This is a genomic window from Phyllobacterium sp. 01N428 (genome assembly GCF_056399405.1).
In genome coordinates this window covers 662195-681493 of record NZ_JBFTRH010000001.1, presented here as the reverse complement: position 1 = coordinate 681493, position 19299 = coordinate 662195, and the positions used below count along the sequence as shown (strand labels likewise).

17 protein-coding genes and 1 tRNA gene are annotated in these 19299 nt (G+C 60.3%); 7 read left to right on the top strand and 11 right to left on the bottom strand.

Annotation, left to right across the window (positions count from 1 at the left end; all coding sequences use genetic code 11):
- Positions 1–9: 9 nt before the first annotated feature.
- A complete protein-coding gene (locus tag AC1DNI_RS03220; RefSeq protein ID WP_477690797.1) occupies positions 10–1470 on the top strand; it encodes a phospholipase D-like domain-containing protein in 1461 nt (486 codons plus the stop codon).
- Here AC1DNI_RS03220 and AC1DNI_RS03215 read toward each other — a convergent pair.
- From AC1DNI_RS03215 to AC1DNI_RS03195, 5 genes are all read right to left on the bottom strand, one after another.
- The gene (locus AC1DNI_RS03215) at positions 1442–2305 is read right to left on the bottom strand and encodes an endonuclease/exonuclease/phosphatase family protein (protein ID WP_477690796.1); all 864 of its coding nucleotides are present in this window, start codon (positions 2303–2305) and stop codon (positions 1442–1444) included. The two genes, AC1DNI_RS03220 and AC1DNI_RS03215, sit on opposite strands and share 29 nt — an antisense overlap.
- 161 nt (positions 2306–2466) lie before the next feature.
- The gene (locus AC1DNI_RS03210) at positions 2467–2841 is read right to left on the bottom strand and encodes an EF-hand domain-containing protein (protein WP_477690795.1); all 375 of its coding nucleotides are present in this window, start codon (positions 2839–2841) and stop codon (positions 2467–2469) included.
- A gap of 62 nt (positions 2842–2903) precedes the next feature.
- Positions 2904–4928, bottom strand: coding sequence for a S10 family serine carboxypeptidase-like protein (locus AC1DNI_RS03205; RefSeq protein WP_477690794.1), 2025 nt, complete (start codon positions 4926–4928; stop codon positions 2904–2906).
- 123 nt (positions 4929–5051) lie between these two features.
- Positions 5052–6335 (bottom strand): NAD(P)/FAD-dependent oxidoreductase, encoded by a 1284-nt coding sequence (locus AC1DNI_RS03200; RefSeq protein WP_477690793.1) that lies wholly within the window; start codon positions 6333–6335, stop codon positions 5052–5054.
- Between the two features lie 98 nt (positions 6336–6433).
- Positions 6434–7360, bottom strand: a complete 927-nt coding sequence (locus tag AC1DNI_RS03195) for a LysR family transcriptional regulator (RefSeq protein ID WP_477690792.1) — start codon at positions 7358–7360, stop codon at positions 6434–6436.
- Positions 7361–7481: 121 nt separating this feature from the next.
- Between AC1DNI_RS03195 and hglS the strand changes: the two genes are divergently transcribed.
- The gene (gene hglS / locus AC1DNI_RS03190) at positions 7482–8888 is read left to right on the top strand and encodes a 2-oxoadipate dioxygenase/decarboxylase HglS (protein ID WP_477690791.1); all 1407 of its coding nucleotides are present in this window, start codon (positions 7482–7484) and stop codon (positions 8886–8888) included.
- A 122-nt stretch (positions 8889–9010) separates the two neighbouring features.
- Complete coding sequence (gene amaB, locus AC1DNI_RS03185) at positions 9011–10522, top strand: L-piperidine-6-carboxylate dehydrogenase (RefSeq protein WP_477690790.1); 1512 nt, start codon at positions 9011–9013, stop codon at positions 10520–10522.
- Between the two features lie 70 nt (positions 10523–10592).
- On the opposite strand, the gene AC1DNI_RS03180 is transcribed toward amaB, so the two are convergent.
- Positions 10593–10826, bottom strand: coding sequence for a hypothetical protein (locus AC1DNI_RS03180; RefSeq protein WP_027230524.1), 234 nt, complete (start codon positions 10824–10826; stop codon positions 10593–10595).
- Positions 10827–11093: 267 nt separating this feature from the next.
- Between AC1DNI_RS03180 and AC1DNI_RS03175 the strand changes: the two genes are divergently transcribed.
- A tRNA-Arg gene (locus AC1DNI_RS03175) sits at positions 11094–11170 on the top strand.
- A 16-nt stretch (positions 11171–11186) separates the two neighbouring features.
- Here AC1DNI_RS03175 and AC1DNI_RS03170 read toward each other — a convergent pair.
- Positions 11187–11444: a DUF1127 domain-containing protein gene (locus tag AC1DNI_RS03170; protein ID WP_477690789.1), complete on the bottom strand. Its 258-nt coding sequence runs from the start codon at positions 11442–11444 to the stop codon at positions 11187–11189.
- 330 nt (positions 11445–11774) lie between these two features.
- Here AC1DNI_RS03170 and AC1DNI_RS03165 point away from each other — a divergent pair, with 330 nt between their 5' ends.
- Entirely contained in the window at positions 11775–13283 is a 1509-nt protein-coding gene (locus tag AC1DNI_RS03165; RefSeq protein WP_477691468.1) for a winged helix-turn-helix domain-containing tetratricopeptide repeat protein, read from the top strand.
- 13 nt (positions 13284–13296) lie between these two features.
- On the opposite strand, the gene AC1DNI_RS03160 is transcribed toward AC1DNI_RS03165, so the two are convergent.
- Positions 13297–13689 (bottom strand): GFA family protein, encoded by a 393-nt coding sequence (locus AC1DNI_RS03160; protein WP_477690788.1) that lies wholly within the window; start codon positions 13687–13689, stop codon positions 13297–13299.
- A 166-nt stretch (positions 13690–13855) separates the two neighbouring features.
- On the opposite strand from AC1DNI_RS03160, the gene AC1DNI_RS03155 reads away from it, so the two are divergent.
- Positions 13856–14365, top strand: coding sequence for a GNAT family acetyltransferase (locus AC1DNI_RS03155; protein WP_477690787.1), 510 nt, complete (start codon positions 13856–13858; stop codon positions 14363–14365).
- Between the two features lie 179 nt (positions 14366–14544).
- Positions 14545–15804: a hypothetical protein gene (locus AC1DNI_RS03150; RefSeq protein WP_477690786.1), complete on the top strand. Its 1260-nt coding sequence runs from the start codon at positions 14545–14547 to the stop codon at positions 15802–15804.
- A 7-nt stretch (positions 15805–15811) separates the two neighbouring features.
- Here the strand turns inward: AC1DNI_RS03150 and AC1DNI_RS03145 are convergent, their stop codons facing one another.
- From AC1DNI_RS03145 to rfbB, 3 genes are all read right to left on the bottom strand, one after another.
- Positions 15812–17224 (bottom strand): phosphomannomutase, encoded by a 1413-nt coding sequence (locus AC1DNI_RS03145; protein ID WP_477690785.1) that lies wholly within the window; start codon positions 17222–17224, stop codon positions 15812–15814.
- Between the two features lie 105 nt (positions 17225–17329).
- The gene (rfbD, locus tag AC1DNI_RS03140; protein WP_477690784.1) at positions 17330–18223 is read right to left on the bottom strand and encodes a dTDP-4-dehydrorhamnose reductase; all 894 of its coding nucleotides are present in this window, start codon (positions 18221–18223) and stop codon (positions 17330–17332) included.
- Positions 18220–19290, bottom strand: coding sequence for a dTDP-glucose 4,6-dehydratase (gene rfbB, locus AC1DNI_RS03135; RefSeq protein ID WP_477690783.1), 1071 nt, complete (start codon positions 19288–19290; stop codon positions 18220–18222). Before rfbB ends, rfbD begins: the two co-directional genes overlap by 4 nt.
- Positions 19291–19299: the final 9 nt, after the last annotated feature.

The window sequence follows — 19299 nt, the reverse complement described above, 5'->3', positions numbered from 1 at the left end:
TGCGTTCGCATGTCTAATTTCATAACAACCTATTGGCCGCACATCTTTTTCGTGCTGTCGGTTCTTCTCGGTGTGCCCGCCGCTATCCATGCGACGATGACCAAGGAGGAGGTGCGCGCGGCGATTGGCTGGGTCGGCGTCATCATTCTCTCGCCGGTCATTGGCGCCGTCATCTATGCCGTTGCCGGGATTAATCGCATCCGGCGCTCGACCATCTCGTCGCAGCGCGAATTCCTGCGCGAGATCGGTCAGGATCAGCTCGTGCGCTTTCACGCGCGCGACCAGGATGTCCTTGCGCATTTCGAAAAGCGCCTCGCCACGATGAAGACGCTCGGCGATAGGGTCAGCCGCTGCCGACTCACCACGGCGAACGATATCGACATGCTGCAGGGCGGCGACGAAGCCTACCATGCGATGCTTGCGGAAATTCAGGGCGCGCAACGCAGCGTCCTCGTCGAAACCTATATTTTCGACCGCGACAAGATCGGTCTGCGCCTCGCCGACGCGCTCATTGCCGCAAAGAAGCGCGGGGTGGAAGTCAGGGTGCTTATCGATGCCGTCGGCGCGCGTTATTCGATACCGACGATCGTCGGCTATCTGGCGAAGCACGGGGTCAAGGTCGACGTCTTCAACGGCAACATCATCATCGGCCTGCGCCTGCCCTACGCCAACCTTCGCACCCACAGGAAGATACTGGTCGTCGACGGCAGGGTTGCCTTTACCGGGGGCATGAATATCCGCGCCGGCTTCTCGCGCGAAATTTTCGGCGAAGACAATGCGCGCGACACGCACTTCCGGCTGACAGGGCCGATCGTCACCGATCTTTTCCACGTGGCGGCAGAAGACTGGCGCTTCACCACGCGTGAGCACCTTGGCGGCGAGGCCTGGGCCATCGAGCCGCCGGCAAAGCAACCGGGCGAGCCGGTGTTCATCCGGGTGGTGCCGTCCGGTCCCGATCGCAGCGTCGAAGCCAATCATCGCATGCTAATGGGCGCTTTTTCGGTGGCGCAGCAACACATCCGCATCATGTCGCCCTATTTCCTGCCGGACCGAGAGTTGATCAGCGCGCTCGTGACCGCGGCGCGGCGCGGCGTCGAGGTCGATATCGTCGTGCCGTCGGTCAATAATCTCAAGCTGGTCGATCGGGCCATGACCGCGCAGTTCGATCAGATATTGAAGAGCCATTGCCGCATCTGGCGTGCATCCGGCAACTTCAACCATTCGAAACTGCTCGCAATCGACGGCGCCTGGTCCTATGTCGGATCGTCGAACCTCGATCCGCGCTCGCTGCGGCTGAATTTCGAGGTCGATCTTGAAGTCATCGATGCGCCATTCGCTGCCGAAGTGGAGGCGCTGATCGACACGGCAATCGCCTCAGCGAAACCGGTGCTCCTGCAAAAGCTGCGGGCCCGCTCGTTCTGGGCGAGGCTGATCGACCGGATTATCTGGCTAGGTTCGCCCTATCTTTAATGGCGTTCGTCTCGGCAATGGCTGCCTTCAGATCGATATGCGCCTTGATGGGAAGGTGATCGGAGGCGACGCGCGCAAGCGGCGTATCGTGCACTTCGATCGCCGTAACCAGGCTGTGCGGATGGCCGAGGACACGGTCGAGCGCGAGCACCGGAAAGCGCGACGGAAAACTTGGAACAGCATTCCTCGCCGGATCGAAGATCGGCTTCAGGAAGTGCAGGGACGATCCCTTGCCGACGCGCCATTCATTAAGGTCGCCGAGCAGGAGCGTCGGGCGCGAGGGGTCGGCATGCACCGCATCGAGGATCGCTTCCGTCTGCTGCTGGCGCGAATGCTTGAGCAGGCCAAGGTGGGCGGCAATAATGCGCAAGGGCCCCGCCTGAAGGTCGATATCGGCAACCAGCGCGCCCCTAGGCTCGAGCCCTGGCAGCACCAGTTGCTGTACGCGCTGCACGACGCCGGCGCGAAACAGCAGCAGATTGCCGTGCCAGCCATGGCCTTTCGGATAGAGTGACGCCACGGGCACGGGGATCAGCTTGTTCTCCCGTTCGAGGCGCGCCAGGTCGAGAAGGCCGCTGCGTTCGCCAAAGCGCTTGTCGGCCTCCTGGATAGCGACGACATCCGCGCCAATCTCGCTGATGACGTGCGCAATGCGGTCCGGGTCGAACTTCTTATCGATGCCGACGCATTTGTGAACATTATAGGAAGCGATGAGCAGATCGCTGCGCACGACCTTGGTCGCTCCGCTGGAGCGCTTGTTGCGGTTCCTGACCGCTGCGAGAATGCTGGCGGAGACGCTCGGTCTGAATGGCCGCGTCGGCTTCTTGCTATCCATCCGCTAGGAATATGTCGCAACGCGCAAGATGGCAAGCAAATGCGGACGAATGCACGCCGAACCGGTTTTCCACGGCAACGCGCCGGGCGAGGCGGAGCCATCAAAGTCGCCGCCGCAAAAAGCTGGCCTTCTCGCGGCGGCATTTTTCGTTACCAGTTACATCATTCGATGATCTGGATCGGCTTCTCGCTTGGCTTTTTCACGGGCGAACGCTCGTCCATGAAGTCCGACATTTCGGCGAAGGTGACAAAACCATCGCTATCCCGGTCGATCTCGGCAAAATGACTGACCGCGAAGCCCCAATTTGCCTCCCTTGCCACTTCGGGCGTCAGAAGGTGATTGGAGCGAGCGGTTGCTGCGTCAAATTTGGTCCGAAGCCGCTGCGTCAAGGCCGTCGCTATGTCGATGTCACCGGTACTCGGCGCCATCGGAAAGCGAGGACCATCGCCGGCAAGCATGACGGTATTGCGCGCCAGGGCGCCTTCCGTGACAATTGCAAAAGCGTGGGCCGGAGCAGCAATAGTCGTGCCCAGCATTGCGGCAGATAAGATTATGCCTCCACAGGTTCTCCTGCGCAGTTCTCGAATACAACAAGCCATCATTTTGCGGCAACCTCCGCAGGCGCAGGCGCATAGAACTCGGCGAATGCCTGCTTCAGCTTGGGGCGGGCAACCTCGGAGTAATACGACATGTGTCCGCCTTCGAATAATTTGACCGGGATCAGTTTATCGAGACCGGTGAGCCTCAATTGAGATTTAGTCGTAATAAAAGACGTTGCGCGATCGTAATACCCGTGCATGGCAACGATCCGGATAGACCTGTCGGTCAGAATCTGGGCGAGTTCAGTATAACCACCTATTTGCCCATCATAAATGTTCTGTCCGCTGCCTGAATAGGCCCGGTCAGGTACGCCCGAATCCGGCTTTGTGCTGCCGTTGACGACATAATTCATGTAGTCCGGTAAATGCTTAGTTAGCCTGTCCACCAGGACTTCCTCGTCGAAATTGTCGACACTGTAGTCATCGGCCACCATCCGTTGATCATAACGGCCCCCCCGTTTTCCGGCGGGAAGAGAGTTGAGCCACTTGGAGGTGTCGGTCCACATCATGTTCGGGTTGCCGGTTATACCGCGCAGTTCCCTCAGATCCGGTTCAAGCTGATAGTCGGTCTTTGGGGTGGGTGAGGCGGCGTATCTCTCCTTTGCAGGCAGATAGCGGAATTTGACGAACCCTTGGACATAGTCTGCATAGGCATCGACAGTCGGAATGCGCTTTATCGCGCTCCAACTCGTCAGAGGATTTTTGAGGTTCTGGAAGTATTGTTCCGTTAACGCGTCAATGGCGAGCCAACTGGGTTCGTCGGTGATGGGGCCCCTCATATATGGCGAGAACAGCACGATGCCCGACAACAGCTTTGCCGGGCGGCCGCTCGGATCGGGGTCGTAGTTGAGGTCGCCGGCCTCGATCATGAGCGATCCGGCAAGCGCAACGCGGGAAGCGCCCCACGATTCGCCGAACAGGTATTTAGGTGAACTGCGCCGGCTGTACTTGTTGCTGTAGCGCGTCACGAAATCGCGGACGATTTCCGCATCTGCTTGAGAATTGGCAAAATCGTTGTCAATATAAGGATCGATCGCGGTGGAAAATCCCGTGCTGACCGGATCGACAAAAACGAGATCGGAATATTCGAGTAGCGTTTCCATGTTGTCCATGGTCGGGAATTTGAGATCGGCCTTCTTGGGAGGCAGATACGGCACGTCGATTTTTGTCCGCACGGGCCCGAAACCTCCAAGATGCAGATAAATTGAGGAAGCTCCGGGGCCGCCGTTGAAGAAGAAAGTAACCGGGCGGTTTTCCGCCGGCAGATCATCGCGCGTATAGGCCATGTAGAAGATCGCTGCCCTGGCGTCTTTCTTCCCGTCCTTGTCCTTCGGGCTGTACGCGATCAAATGCCCTGCCCGGGCCGTGAACCGTATCGTCTTGCCGTCCAGCACAATTGAATGGCGCGCCGACGAGGCCTGCTCGCTTACATTCGGCGAATTGAACGGCGGATAATCCTTGCCGTTGAAGACAAAATCCGCCGGCGCAAAGACGCCATAGGCTTCATCATCGAGCCCGACGCTCTTCAGCAGATTGGACGCGTCGTCGCGCTTGCCGGCCTTGACGAGCTCCGCCGCCTGAATACGGGCGGCATCTTGCGATAGCGGCTCCGGTTCAACCGATGGAGTTACCGTAACCCGTCTGACCGGCGTGGACGCTTCCGGCTTGACGAGTTCCGCCGCCTGACTGCGGCCGGCAATTTCCGATAGCGGCTCAGGCTCAGCCGGTTGAGTTACCGTAACCTGTCTGACCGACGTGGGCCCTTCCGGCCTGACGAGTACCGCCGCCTGACTGCGGCCGGCAACTTTCGATTGCGGCTCAGGTTCAGCCGGTCGAGTTACCGTAACCTGGCTGACTATCCCTGGCTCTTCCGGCTGGACGAAGGTAGGAGAAGGCGCGGTCGCAACCGTCTGATCGGGCGCTCCTAAACTTGCTTCAGCCTTCGAAGTCTCGTGATCGTCACAGGCAGCAAGCGCCATTGCGGACAGCAGCGAGGCCGCCCGCGCCAAATGTAAAAATCTCATTTATTGAAATCCTAATCTTTAAAAACATACTCAAATCACATGGCAATAAATCAATGCATCATTGACATACGCTTAAATGCTAGGCGAAAAAACATGTCGAGTAAATAGTGGGCAGCCGGTTTTTTAGAACCGGTTCCCGACGAAATGCGCGAGTTGCGCGCCGACTTCGTAATAGCCTTCGCGAACGGTGCGGAGGCCCTGCTCCCGCGGCTTGGTGACTGGCAGCGGCAGGTCCGTTTCGTTGACCTTCCCTGCAATGTGCTCGGCAAGAATGCGGCCGAAGACCGTCCCGGGCGCGATGCCCCGACCGTTGTAACCGCTGAAACTGATGATCTTCGGAGCGAGCGTGTGGAAGCGGGGTAGGCTGTCGCTGGTCATGCCGATCTGGCCGTACCAGCCGGCTTCGAATTGCACATTCTTGATCTGCGGAAAAATCTTGCGGATCGAGCGCGCCGCCCAAGCCTTGTGCACGGCCATGCCGGTGCCGCGCAGGGCGCCGACGCTGCCAAACACCAGGCGTCCTGCCCTGTCCATGCGGAAGGAGCTCAAAATCTCCTTCGTATCCCAGCCACCCTGCCGCTCGGGAAGGACAGTTTTCCGAACGTCTTCGGGCAAGGGTATGGTCGCAAAGTTGAAATAGGGCAGATGCAGGAGTTCCGCCCGCAATTGCGGCCATGGCGAGGTCGTATAAGCGTTGGTCGCAACGATGATCCACTCGGCCGAGACGGTGCCCGTTGGCGTGCGCACCAGCCAGCGATCGCCGCTCCGCTCGGTGGCAGTGACGGGAGAGCCCGAATAGATCGCCGCGCCTCTGGAGAGCGCCGCACGCGCGAGCCCGCGCACATAGCCGAGGGGCTGGATCGTGCCCGCCCGGCTATCAAGAAGCGATGCGGCATAGGCGGTCGAGCCGACCTTTGCGGCGGTTTCCGCGGCGTTCAGCAGCCGCACGGCCGCTCCGCGCGCCAGCCATTGCTCAGCCCGCTGTTCGAGTTGTTTCACGCCATCATCGCCGACGGCACAGTGCAGCGTACCATTGCGTTCGAGCTCGCAATCGATTTCGAACCGGTCGACAAGGTTGAACACCGATTGCGGCGCATTGCCGAGAAGTTCGAGCAACCTTTCGCCGTGGACCTGCCCCAGAACGCCCGGCAGATCATTCGGCATCACCCACATGCCGGCATTGACCAGGCCGACATTACGGCCCGAGCCGCCGAAGCCAATCTCCACGGCATCGACGACCGCAACCTTGGCGCCGACATCGGCAAGGTGGAGGGCGGCAGAGAGGCCGGTAAAGCCCGCGCCGATGACCGCGACATCGACTGAAATATCGCCGCGCAAAGCATCCGTCCGAGGCGCAGGCGGGGCGGTCTTTTCCCACAGGCCGTGGGAGCGTTCGTCATTGAGCATGGGATCACCTGAACAGTCGGCCGAGGGGGCGCGGCACAATTACCTATGGTGGTTATAAAGCGCAATCTTGCAACCTGAAGTGAAATTCTTCGAAGACATTATGCGTTGAGCGAATGACCGGGCCCCGCGCGTTCGGACACCTGCTCGGCGATCCAGGTGACGAAGCTCTGCATCAGCGGATTTTCCTTCTTGTGGTCCGGCACGACGAGGTAGTAGCTGTTTTCCGTCCGCAAGGGCTGATCGAAGAGGACGATGAGCCGGCCGGATGCAAGCTCCTGTTCGATCAGGTAGCGCGGAAGGAGAGCAAATCCGAGCCCGGCAAGCGCAGCCTCGATAACCATGGAAAAATGCTCGAACCGGTGGCCCTTATAGGGACTTGCGACGCTCACCTGCGCCGCTTCGAACCAGGAGGCCCACGATTTCGGCCGCGTCGAAATATGCAAAAGCGGCGCATCGGCAAGTTGGGCCGCTGCCCTGATCGGATTGGCCGTGCAGAGTTCGGGACTGCCCACCGGCACGATCAACTCGCTGCACAGATAGGTGCAGGTGGCATGCGCCCATACCGGCTGGCCATAATGGATGGCGAGATCGAACGGCTCGTCCTCGAAATCGAAGGGCCGCGAGCGCGAGGCGACGCTCAGCGCCATTTCCGGGTTCCTGCGCACGAAATCCGGAAGGCGCGGCATCAGCCAGCGGCTGCCGAAGGTCGGCAGCGTGGCGATGCTCAGCGACGAGGCGGATTGCGAGGCGGCCATGGCCCGCAACATCGTCTCCTCGGTAAGACCGAGCAAGTGCCGGACCTCGGGCAGGAATTTCTGCCCTGCCTCGGAAAGCACCACGCGCTGGCGAACGCGCTCGAACAGCAGCACGCCGATCTGGCTTTCGAGTTCGCTCATCTGGCGGCTCACCGCGCTCTGGGTCAGGGAAAGCTCTTTCGCCGCCTGCGTGAAGCTGCCATGGCGCGCAGCGCATTCGAACGTCTGGAGTATGTCAATATCCGGGATCAATCGGCGGCTTAACTTCATTCCAATCTCGCATTAACACAGTTTGATTCTTCGCAATCCGCAGGCAAGTGACCACTCTATAATCCATAACATGCATGAACGGAAAGAAATTGCCGTCGCAAACAATAACGGAAGCAGAGTTATGAATTCAGCCACGTTTACTTCAACGGACGTGATCCGCGCATCCTTTTCGACAGCGATGTCGGCCATGTACAGGACCGAGGTTCCTGCCTACGGAACGCTTCTCGAGCTCGTGGCGCAGGTGAACGACGATACGCTCGCCGCTTCGCCGAAACTGCGCCACCGGCTGGAACAGACCGAGACGCTCGACCGCATCTCCGAAGAGCGGCATGGCGCTATCCGGGTCGGAACCCCCGCCGAACTTGCCATGCTGCGCCGCGCCTTTGCCGTCATGGGCATGTATCCGGTCGGCTATTACGATCTCAGCGAAGCCGGCGTGCCGGTCCATTCGACAGCTTTTCGGCCTGTCGGTGACGAAGCGCTGAAAATCAATCCATTCCGCGTATTCACCTCGCTCCTTCGCCTCGATCTGATCGACGACGGCGCATTGCGGGAGGAAGCGCGCAAGACCCTCGCAGCGCGCCAGATATTCACGGACAAGGCGATTCTCCTGATCGAAAAGGCTGAAGCCGCGGGCGGCCTCGACGCCGCGGACGCCACCCTGTTCGTCAAGGAAATCCTCGAGACGTTCCGCTGGCACGACCAGGCGAGCGTCAGCAGCGACCTCTACCGCCGCCTGCACGATGCGCACCGGCTGATCGCCGACGTCGTGTCGTTCAAGGGACCGCATATCAATCATCTGACCCCGCGCACGCTCGACATCGATGCTGTACAGAAGCTGATGCCGGCCCACGGTATCGCGCCCAAGGCCGTAATCGAGGGCCCGCCCACCCGCGAATGTCCCATCCTGTTGCGGCAGACCTCATTCAAGGCGCTCGAGGAAGCCGTGTCGTTCCGAGATGCCGAGGGCACGTGGGCAAAGGGTTCGCACACGGCTCGCTTTGGCGAAATCGAACAGCGCGGCGTTGCGCTGACGCCGAAGGGCCGCGCGCTCTATGACCGGCTGCTTGCGCAGGCACGCGAGGTCGTGCGTCCTGCTCCCGACGGTTCGAACGCGGCCGCCTACATCGCCGCCCTCGGCGAAGCCTTCAAAGCGTTCCCGGACGATTGGAACACGATCCGCCAGCAGGGCCTCGGCTATTTCCGGTATACGCCCGTCGAAGGGTTCCCCCGGGCAGCGCTGTCGACGCGCGAGCCGGCGAGCCTCGAAACGCTGGTCGCCATGGGCGCCGTCGTTTTCGATCCGATCGTCTATGAAGACTTTCTCCCCGTCAGCGCCGCCGGCATTTTCCAGTCGAACCTTGGCGATAACGGTGCGCAGAAATTTGCGGCGAGCCCGAGCCAGCAGGAGTTCGAAGCACATCTCGGCATGCCGGTCCTCGACGAATTCGCCCATTACGAAGGCCTCGAGAAGGCGTCGATCGCCCACTGCCGCCGCTATCTCCAGCCAGTCGCACTTGTAGATTGAGAAACTAAAACTTGGGGTCAGGACCTGCTAAGGTGGCTGACCCTCGAACATGACTGGCAAAAGCCCGTCACGCAGCCAATATCTCTGCCAGCCCGGCAGAAAGACAAATTAAGGGAAGCAAGATGACCATTGCTCAAGAAGTAAAGACCCTCCTTTCCAAGCTCGGCGTCGCCGAGGCCGCCTATACGGGCGGTGCGATGCCATCGTTCAGCCCGGTCACGGGCGAGAAGATCGCCGACATTGCCGTCCACTCGGCCGACGACGCCGCAAAGATCATCGACAAGGCCGATGCCGCATTCCGCGAATGGCGCCTTGTCCCCGCTCCGAAGCGCGGCGAACTTGTCCGCCTCTTCGGTGAGGAACTGCGCGCCCTGAAGAACGAACTCGGCCGCCTGGTTTCGATCGAAGCCGGAAAGATCCCCTCCGAAGGTCTCGGCGAAGTGCAGGAGATGATCGACATCTGCGATTTCGCCGTCGGTCTTTCGCGCCAGCTTTACGGTCTCACCATTGCCACCGAGCGCCCCGGCCACCGCATGATGGAAACCTGGCACCCGCTCGGCGTCGTCGGCGTGATTTCGGCCTTCAACTTCCCGGTCGCCGTCTGGTCGTGGAATACGGCGCTGGCCCTCGTCTGCGGCAATGCCGTCGTGTGGAAGCCATCGGAGAAGACCCCGCTCACCGCTCTCGCCTGCGCAGCCATCTTCGAGCGTGCCGCAGCCCGTTTCGGAGAGGTTCCGGCCGGCCTTTCGCAGACGCTGATGGGCGACCGCACGATCGGCGAAGCCCTTGTCGACAACCGTAAGGTTGCGCTCGTTTCGGCAACCGGTTCCACGCGGATGGGCCGCGAGGTCGGTCCGCGTCTTGCAAAACGTTTTGCCCGCTCGATCCTCGAGCTCGGCGGCAACAATGCCGGCATCGTCTGCCCCTCGGCCGATCTCGACATGGCGCTGCGCGCCATCGCTTTCGGCGCCATGGGAACGGCCGGTCAGCGCTGCACCACGCTGCGCCGCCTTTTCGTTCACGAGAGTGTCTATGACGCCTTGGTGCCGCGCCTGAAGAAGGCCTATGAGAGCGTGAGCGTCGGCAGCCCGCTGGAGACTTCGGCTCTGGTTGGCCCGCTGATCGACAAGGGCGCCTATGACAACATGCAGAACGCCCTCAGCGAAGCACGCGACCATGGCGGCAAGGTCACCGGTGGCAACCGCATCGAAAACGGCCATGCCAATGCCTATTATGTCCGTCCTGCCCTCGTCGAAATGCCCAAGCAAGCCGGTCCTGTTCTCGAAGAAACCTTCGCGCCGATCCTCTATGTCATGAAATATGATGATTTCGACGCAGCGATCGCCGACCACAATGCGGTTGGCGCCGGCCTCTCCTCCTCGATCTTCACGCTGAACCTGCAAGAGGCAGAGCGCTTCCTCAGCGCCGATGGCTCGGACTGCGGCATTGCCAATGTCAATATCGGCACGTCAGGGGCGGAAATCGGTGGCGCGTTCGGCGGCGAAAAGGAAACCGGCGGCGGCCGCGAATCGGGTTCGGACGCGTGGAAGGCCTATATGCGCCGCGCGACCAATACGGTGAACTATTCGACGGCACTGCCGCTCGCCCAGGGCGTCTCCTTCGACATCGAATAAGCCCAGGGCACAACAAGCCGTTCCCGGTTTCATGACCGGGGGCGGCTCTCGCAGCGGAAATTCTGTCGGCTTATTCGACGATGGTGACAGGCGCCTCGAGCTTGGCGTGCTCGCTGGCGATCTTGGCCTGCCGCGCTGCGACGATTTCCGCATTGCTCGGCTTGAACCGGCCCTGCACGTCGAGAAATGTCGAATAGAAAAGACCTGCCAGAAGCAGTATCGCCACGCCGTAGTCACACACCTTTACCAGGAACGAGCGCGCGTCTCTGCTGTCATCATCATAGTAGTCTCGAGTTTTTTTCATGGCCCCAGTGCCTTATTGTTATACCCGCATCTATATTTTACGCCTCGCCATGACATCGGACAATTAATCAGTTAGGGGGGCATCAGCGGTGGCCGGGGTATCCCATCGACTACTATTTGGATTGGGACAGGAGTTAGGGCCTAATACTGCGTGACCTCAAGCCGGCCCCTCGCGCGGTCGATGAGGACAATGCAAAATTCGCCATTGAAGCCTTGGCCCGCATCGGCTAGAAACGCTTCGCGCATGTAAGGCCAACGCCTTGTATCAGCACCCGTAGCTCAGCTGGATAGAGTGCTGCCCTCCGAAGGCAGAGGTCACAGGTTCGAATCCTGTCGGGTGCGCCATTCTTCGATCCCCACCTCAACGTCTCCAGAAGCGCTTGGCGATCTCTTCCTCGACCTGCCAACTCGTCAGGCCGATATCGTCGATCAAATGTGGATTGTCCTTCGCCATTTGCGCAAGTGCCCAGCGAAAGCGGGCCCGCTCGCTCCAGGCCGCCATGGTGCTGCGCAGCGCCGCGAGGCTGTAGTATCGGCGCGGTGCTTCCGCGGGCGCAAAGCGCGCTAGCTTCCGTACTAGCTGATGCGGGACCGGGGTAAAGGTGCGAATATCGTCCATGACAACCTCCTGATGGCTTCAGGACCTGATGGCCCTCGACCTCTAGTGGAGAATTGATTGTGCAGGATGCGGATGGCGCCGTAATTAAGCCCTGCCAAATAGTTCTCAAAACTTCCAAACGGAGCTGTAGCGGCGTGTTTGGCCATCGTTCGACTGCTGCTCAACGTTGTCGGCATCCAACGTCTTCCGCTTAGACACGTATAATTTCGGGCGGGCATCGGGAGCGCAAAGGTGCCAAGGGCGACGCTCGGAGGCCTCGTCAACGATGCGGTCTCTTTAAGGCGTGCCCAAAGAGTTCTCAAAAAGTTCCAAACCGGTTATATCCGCCATATGCAGGGATCGCGTTTTGCCTTTGGTCCATTCGTGCTTGATCCGGGTGCGGGAACGCTCCTTCGGAACAATGATCCTGTTGCCGTTGGCTACCGCGGGATAAAGCTGCTTGCGGCGCTCGCCGAACGGCCGGGCGAAATCCTCGGCAAGGCCGAATTGATGGACGCGGCATGGCCAGGCATGGCCGTTGAGGAAGGCAACCTTACCGTCCAGATCGCGCAGTTGCGGAAACTGCTTGGACCAGCAACGGATGGCGGCGAATGGATCTCCACCGTGCCGCGCGTCGGCTACCGCTTTACCGGCGCCATCGAAAGGCTCGATGGCCCGGCGCGAAAACCCCTGGCACTGCCCGATAAACCTTCGATAGCCGTGCTGCCCTTCGTCAATCTCAGCAACGATCCCGCGCAGGAATCCTTCGCTGACGGGCTGGCCGAAGACTTGACCACGGACCTCTCCAGAATCTCGGGCCTTTTCGTCATCGCCCGCAACTCGGCCTTTGCCTACAAGGGAAAGGCGACGAATGTGCGCGAGATCGCGCAGGAGCTTGGCGTGCGCTATCTTCTTGAGGGGAGTGCACGCCATGCCGGGGGGCGCGTGCGCATCAACGCCCAGCTGGTTGATGCCGTCAATGGCGATCACCTTTGGGCGGAACGCTTCGATCGCGGCCTCGAGGACATCTTTGCCGTCCAGGACGAGGTCACCGCCAAGATCGTCGAGGCCTTGCTCGGGCGGCTGCGCGCACCGCCGCCACGCAATCGGCCCAAGAGTCTCGAGGCGTACGATCTGTGCGTGCGCGCGCGCAAGCTGATCGACGATTCGCCGCAGACGGCGCGGGAAGCGCATCTTATGCTGACGCGCGCGATTTCGCTCGATCCGGAATATGCGGAAGCCTATCGCTGGCTTGCCATGAACCACTGGATGGGATGGGTGCATTGGGGCGATCCCATTGAACCGACGCGCCGCCTCGCCCTGGATCTGGCCCGCAAGGCCGTCGCGATCGACCCCAACGACGCCGGCTGCCGCTGGGTCCTCGCCAACCTGCTGGCCTACGAGCGCTGCTTTGCCGAGGCCGATGCGGAATTCGCCAGGGCGATCGAGCTTGACCCGAACGAGGCGGACACCTGGGCGACATTATCAGACATCGCGGTTCTGGCCGGGCGGGTCGAGGAAGGCCTTGAGTATATCCGCAAGGCGTTCCGCCTCAACCCGTTTCCGTCGGGCTGGTACTATCTGACGCTCGGCCAGGCGCAATATGCGGCCGGCGACTACGAAGCGGCTGTCGAGACGCTGCGCCGGGACGAGACGTATCGCACGAGCTCAAGGCGGTTCCTCGCCGCAAGCCTTGCGCAACTCGGCCGGCTCGACGAAGCGCGATCCGAGGTCCAACTCTTCCTTGTCGCCAATCCGCATTTCACGACAAGCCGCTGGGCCGCGACTGAGCCGTTTCGCGATGACGCGACACGTGCGCATTTTGTCGATGGCTATCTTAAAGCCGGCCTTCCGGAGTAACGCACCGACAGACCTAGTCCTCGGATCGGCTTGTAGCGTTGCGACCGCGTTCGTACCGCCTGGCGACCGGAAATGGCGGCAACCAGGACTCGCGCCGCAGCGTCCAGCTTTCGTAGGTCGGCATCAGTTGGTCGGGGGCATCGAGCGACCCGAGATGCACTTCGATCTCGTCTTTGGTGCGCGCGAAGACCGACGAGCCGCAGCGGGGACAGAAAAACCGTCCGCCATAGTCGCGCGTTTCGCCATCGATCGTTACTGCGTCCTCAGGGTACACCGCAGCAGCGTAAAACAGGGCGCCATGATGCTTGCGGCAGTCGAGGCAATGACAAATCCCGACCCGGTATGGGAGCCCTGATGCCACAATTCGGACGCTGCCGCACAGGCAACCGCCGGTGAATCGCTGCATGCCTTGCCTCCTTTTGAAATCAAGCCGCCAGAATGGTTACAACGAACCCTATCGAGCGTCCATGCACGATCCACCGCTCATCATGGCTGGTGCCCATTTTTTTGCTGTTCTGCAATGGCGAGAAATGCTTAAATATTCAATGGGATAGGAGAAGGGAACGTGGCCGATGATGTTTGACCGGATTACGCGCGTTGCGTTCGGTGTCGCAAGCGCATTCCTGATGCTTCTCGCGTTCGGGCTGATCGCCTATGCGGCCTATGAAGTCGTGCGCTCCCTCCTGATCGACAGAACCGACATTGGAGCAACGCTGCTCGAAGCCGTCGGTTATACGGTCATTGCCATTGCGGTGTTCGATGTCGGAAAATATCTTCTTGAGGAAGAGGCGATCCGTGGCCGCGAGATGCGGCAGGCCGCTGAAGCGCGCCGCAGCCTGACGAAGTTCATTTCCACGATCGCTATTGCCGTGTTCCTTGAGGGTCTCGTCGCCGTCTTCGAGGCCGGCAAGGAGGATCTGCGGATGATGATCTATCCGACGCTTCTGCTTTTTACCGGCGTCGCGCTTATCATCGGCCTTGGCATCTACCAGCGCTTGAGCGCCATGGTCGAGAACGAAACCAGCGATCCGGAGAGTTCAAAGAAGACACCGAAGGCAAGGACGGCGCGCGGAACGGCCTGACCGGCTAGCCCTTCAGGCATCACATATCGGAAGTCCTAACCCATTCGGCTAAGATTGCGGTCGGATCACCTAGCCTTCCGGCGCAGAAGGCGGTCTTTCGGTTTCCGTTACCCCTTATGGACAAATTGATTCCGGCTCCCGGCTGCGGTTGATTCAACGCTGCAACCGAGATTGGAAATATGGACTGGTCGGCGCTCTGGATTCTCACTCTGCTTTGTCTTGGAATGCTGGTTTACGGCCTGCTTGTGCCGGGGCGGTTCTATCATTTTCCATTTTTCGCAGCTGGCATCTTCCTCAGCTTCATCCTTCCGCAATTGCCCGGGCTTGCCAATAGCCGCTTCATTTCGGACGAGGCACTGACAAAAACCCTCCTGTTCTCGACGCTCTGCCTTGCTATGTGCGCCATAGGCTGGCGCTATGGCATGCGCGCCAGGCCGATGAAGGACCACGTTTACAGCGAAGACCATCTTTTGAAGGCTGCCGCAGTCCTCTCGGTGATCGGCGCCTATTTCTTCTATAAGTTCGGTCACCTTCCCGATGATCTTCGGCTGAAGGGCCAGCTTACGGGTCTTCCCGTCGCCTACCTGTTCTTTGCGCGGCTTCTCACCTACGGCCTCGCCATAGCGCTGGTCTGCTACGCACGGCGCAGTTCGCCGCTCGCGCTCGGCATCATACTCTTCGACACGATCTTTTACCTCGACCGCATCGTTATTGCGGGACGGCGCGGCGAGACGGCTGAATTTTGCCTGATGATCGCGCTGGCCTTCTGGTTCCAGAAGCGTTGGGTGGTGCCGCGTATCGCTGTCGTCGCCGGCCTATTCTTCGCTATCGTCGGCATGCTTGGCGCCGCCGAATACCGGCAGGCGACCTATTACGGGGCAACGCGCGACTGGAGCGCGGTGGCCGATATCAATCTTGCGGAAAACTGGAACCGTCTCCTCAAGGAGGGCGGACCGGAAATGACCAACGCCTTGATCGCCATCAACTACATCGATGAGACGCATGAATTCGACTATGGCATCGAACACTGGAACAGCATGGTCTTCACCTTCGTTCCGGCACAGATCTTTGGGCCCGAGTTCAAGAAATCGCTGATGATCCCGCAGGACTCCATGTTCGGGCGCTATACGCCGGGCGTCGGCGAAACGCCCACGGGCATGGCGGACGCCTTTGCATCATTCTGGTGGTTCGGATGCCTGAAATTCTTCCTGGTCGCCTATCTCATGGCGCGGCTCTATATGTCGGCGATGAAAGGCAACACCACCGCCCAGACAATCTACATGCTCTCGGCAGTGCAATCGATTCTCGTCATCACGCACTTTACCAACGAGATCGTCATCGCATGGGTCCATATGGCTATTTTCCTAGGGCCGGCGCTCTACTATGCGCGCATTCCCAATGCGCCGTTCTCCAAGTTCGCGGTGAACCCCGGTTGGTAGTCTTGCCCTATAGGGCAGTGGCCGCGCTCCTCAGTCCCCAGGCCAGAAGCTCCTCCGCGCGCGCGTCGGAGGACGCTTCGGCATAACAGCGCAATTCCGGCGCATTCCCCGACGCACGAAAATGGATGACCTCACCGCTCGCGAGGACGACGCGAACGCCATCGATCGAATCGCATTCCCGAATGGTCCCGACTTCGGCAAAGAACCGCTCGCGGGCCTCGCCGTCGAGGAGACCCTGGAGGAACGGACCGCTGGCGGTTGCGGAAACATGTTCAAGCCGCCCGCTGCGCGTGAAACGCGAAGGCAGGCCACCCAGAAGCTGCGATATCGTCGATCCGGTTCGTGCCGCGATACCGAGAACGCTCATGACCGGGAGCACCGCATCGCGGGTCGGGAGCGCGTCGAGCCTGTGGCCATCGAGGTCTGCCGGAGAGCCGAGAAGCACGCCGCCATTCGCCTCAAAGCCCACGACGCTCTGGTAACCGTCGTTGAGCGCCTGCTGCATGCCCTCAATGACGTAGGGCGAGCCGACCTTCGTCCGATAGACCCGCTTGAACAAGCCGCAAAGCTCGATCGCCGTATTCGACGTAACAGGCGTAACGACCGCATCCGCGCCGAGAAAATGCGCGGTCAGCAATCCAACACTGTCGCCACGCAAAAAGTTGCCGTGCTCGTCGGCGATAAGCGGACGGTCGGCATCGCCATCCGTCGATACCAGAGCATCGAGCGAGTTTTCTTTCGTTGCTGCGGCAGCAAGGTCCACATCCTCAGGACGCAGCGCCTCCGTATCCACGGGAATGAAAACGTCAGAGCGTCCTATCGCAACGACCGTGGCGCCTGCATTCGCGAGAAGATCGACGAGCACGTCGCGCGCAACCGAACTATGCTGGTAGACGCCTATGCGCTTGCCCGCCAGGGTTCCTTTTCCGAGGATTGCACGGCCTCGCGCCATATAATTCTGCAGCGCTTCCGGTGAGATAGCAGGGATGTCCGCCGGACCCGGAGTGGCTGTCTGGTCGACGTCGAGGACCGCGAGAATGCCCGCTTCGTCGGCCTTGTCGATTTCGCCGTCCGGACGATAGAATTTCAAACCATTGCGGTCGTCGGGTATGTGGCTGCCCGTCACCATAATGGCGGGTACCCCAACCCTCATCGCGCGAAGCGCCAGCGCCGGGGTTGGCAGCGGTCCGCAGTTTTCGGCCCGCATCCCGGCATCCGTTACGGCCGCCATGCAGGCGCCGGCGATACGCGGGCTGCTTGAGCGCAAATCATATCCGACAAGAACGGTGGCATCGGTAGCCGTGCCGAATGTGCGCTGCATATGTTGCAGGAAGGCGCACGTATAGGCCATGCAAACTGAATCGGTCAGATCAGTTACCAGTCCGCGCAGACCGCTCGTTCCAAATTTGAGACTGCTCATGGTTTTTCACGTTGGGGAAGAGGGTGACTATGGAAACGCTACTATATGCAGCATTTTCTCCCTTGGACACCCAGACGTGCGTCTACGACGGCCTAACAAGGCGTCTCAGCCCTTTGCCTCCGCCAGGAGCCGCGACACGGTGGCCTCGGTTGAAACCTGCCAATCCGGCGCGCGCCAACCGAAAACCTTGAAAAACTTGTCCGTAGAAAGCCGCGAATTGAAGGGGCGCTTGGCCTTGGTCGGATAATCGGCACTGGCAATGTCGGCGACCTCGGCAAAAGGTCCGCCGTTGTTGCGGCTCGATGCAAAGATTGCCCGGGCAAAGCCGCTCCAATTGATATTGCCGGTCCCCGCGAGATGATAGATGCCATAGCCTGTAAACGACGGTTCAACGTCGATGCGCCTGGCCGTCTCAATGATCGCGTCGGCAATATCGATTGCCGAGGTGGGGTTGCCCCATTGATCGCTGACGACCGAGACCTGGTCGCGCGTTTCGGCAAGGCGCAGCATTGTCTTGACGAAGTTCTTGCCGAAAGGGCTGTAGACCCAGGCCGTGCGCAGGATGATGTGCCGCGGATTGGCGGCGATTACAGTAGCCTCGCCATCAAGCTTGGTCCTGCCATAGACGCCCTGCGGACCTGTCGCGTCCGTCTCGGTGTAGGGCGCTTCACCGTCGCCCGCGAAAACATAGTCGGTTGAAAGATGGATAACCGGAACGCCGAGGTCGGCAGCGGCCCGCGCTACAGCACCGGCGCCAAGGGCATTGATTGCGTGGGCGAGATCAGGCTCGTCTTCTGCCTGATCGACCGCCGTGTAGGCGGCAGCCGAAACGACAATATCCGGCTTCGCCTCGGCAATGGCTGTGGCCACGGTTGACGGCACGGCAAGGTCGAGACCAGGGCGTCCGAGGGCAATGATTTCGATATCGCTATGGCCCGCAGCACGCTCGACGAGGCTGCGTACGACCTGCCCCTCGGTGCCGGTGGCAACGATCCTCATGCGCTCGCCTTGATGTCCGCGCCGAGACGCTCGCCTGCATACCGGCCGCTGCGGATCGGCTCCCACCACCATTCATTGGCGAGGTACCAGTCGATCGTCTTGGCAAGACCCGTCTCGAACGATTCCTGCGGGATCCAGCCGAGGTCGCGCTCGATCTTCGAGGCATCGATGGCATAGCGGCGATCATGGCCGGGCCGATCGGAAACGAAGGTGATTAGGTCGCGGTAGCGCCCGCCACCCTTGCGCGGCCGCTTCTGATCCAGAATATCGCAGATCGTTTCGACGACGTTCAGGTTGGTCTTTTCGTTGTGGCCGCCGATATTATAACTCTCGCCGACGGCGCCCTTGGTAACGACGGTCTCGAGCGCGCGCGCGTGGTCCTCGACATAGAGCCAGTCGCGGACATTGGCGCCCTTGCCGTAGACGGGCAATGGCTTGCCATCGAGGGCGTTCAGGATGACCAGTGGAATCAGCTTCTCCGGAAAATGGAACGGCCCGTAATTGTTCGAGCAGTTGGATAGCACCACCGGCAGGCCATAGGTCTCGTGCCAGGCGCGCACCAGATGGTCGGATGCCGCCTTCGATGCCGAATAGGGGGACGACGGTGCATAGGGCGTCTCTTCGGTGAAGATGCCGCTGTCGAAGGGCAGGTCGCCGAATACCTCATCCGTCGAGATGTGGTGAAAGCGGAAGGCGCTCTTTGCGTCAGCCGGCAGTTCGCGCCAATAGGCCAACGCGGCGTTGAGCAGGCGGAATGTGCCGACGATGTTCGTCTCGATGAAAGCGCCCGGGCCATCGATGGAGCGATCGACATGGCTCTCCGCTGCAAGATGCATGACAGCGTCGATGTTCTCGCTCCGCAGCAGGTCCAGCATCGTCGCATCGTCGCAAATATCGGCCTGCACGAAGCGGTAGTTCGGATAGTTTTCGATCTGGCGCAGCGATGTGAGATTGCCGGCATAGGTCAGCTTGTCGACGTTGACCACATGATTGCCCGGATTGGCTGCAAGCTGGCGACAAACCGCCGAGCCGATAAATCCAGCACCCCCCGTAACGAGAATCCGCATCAAATATAC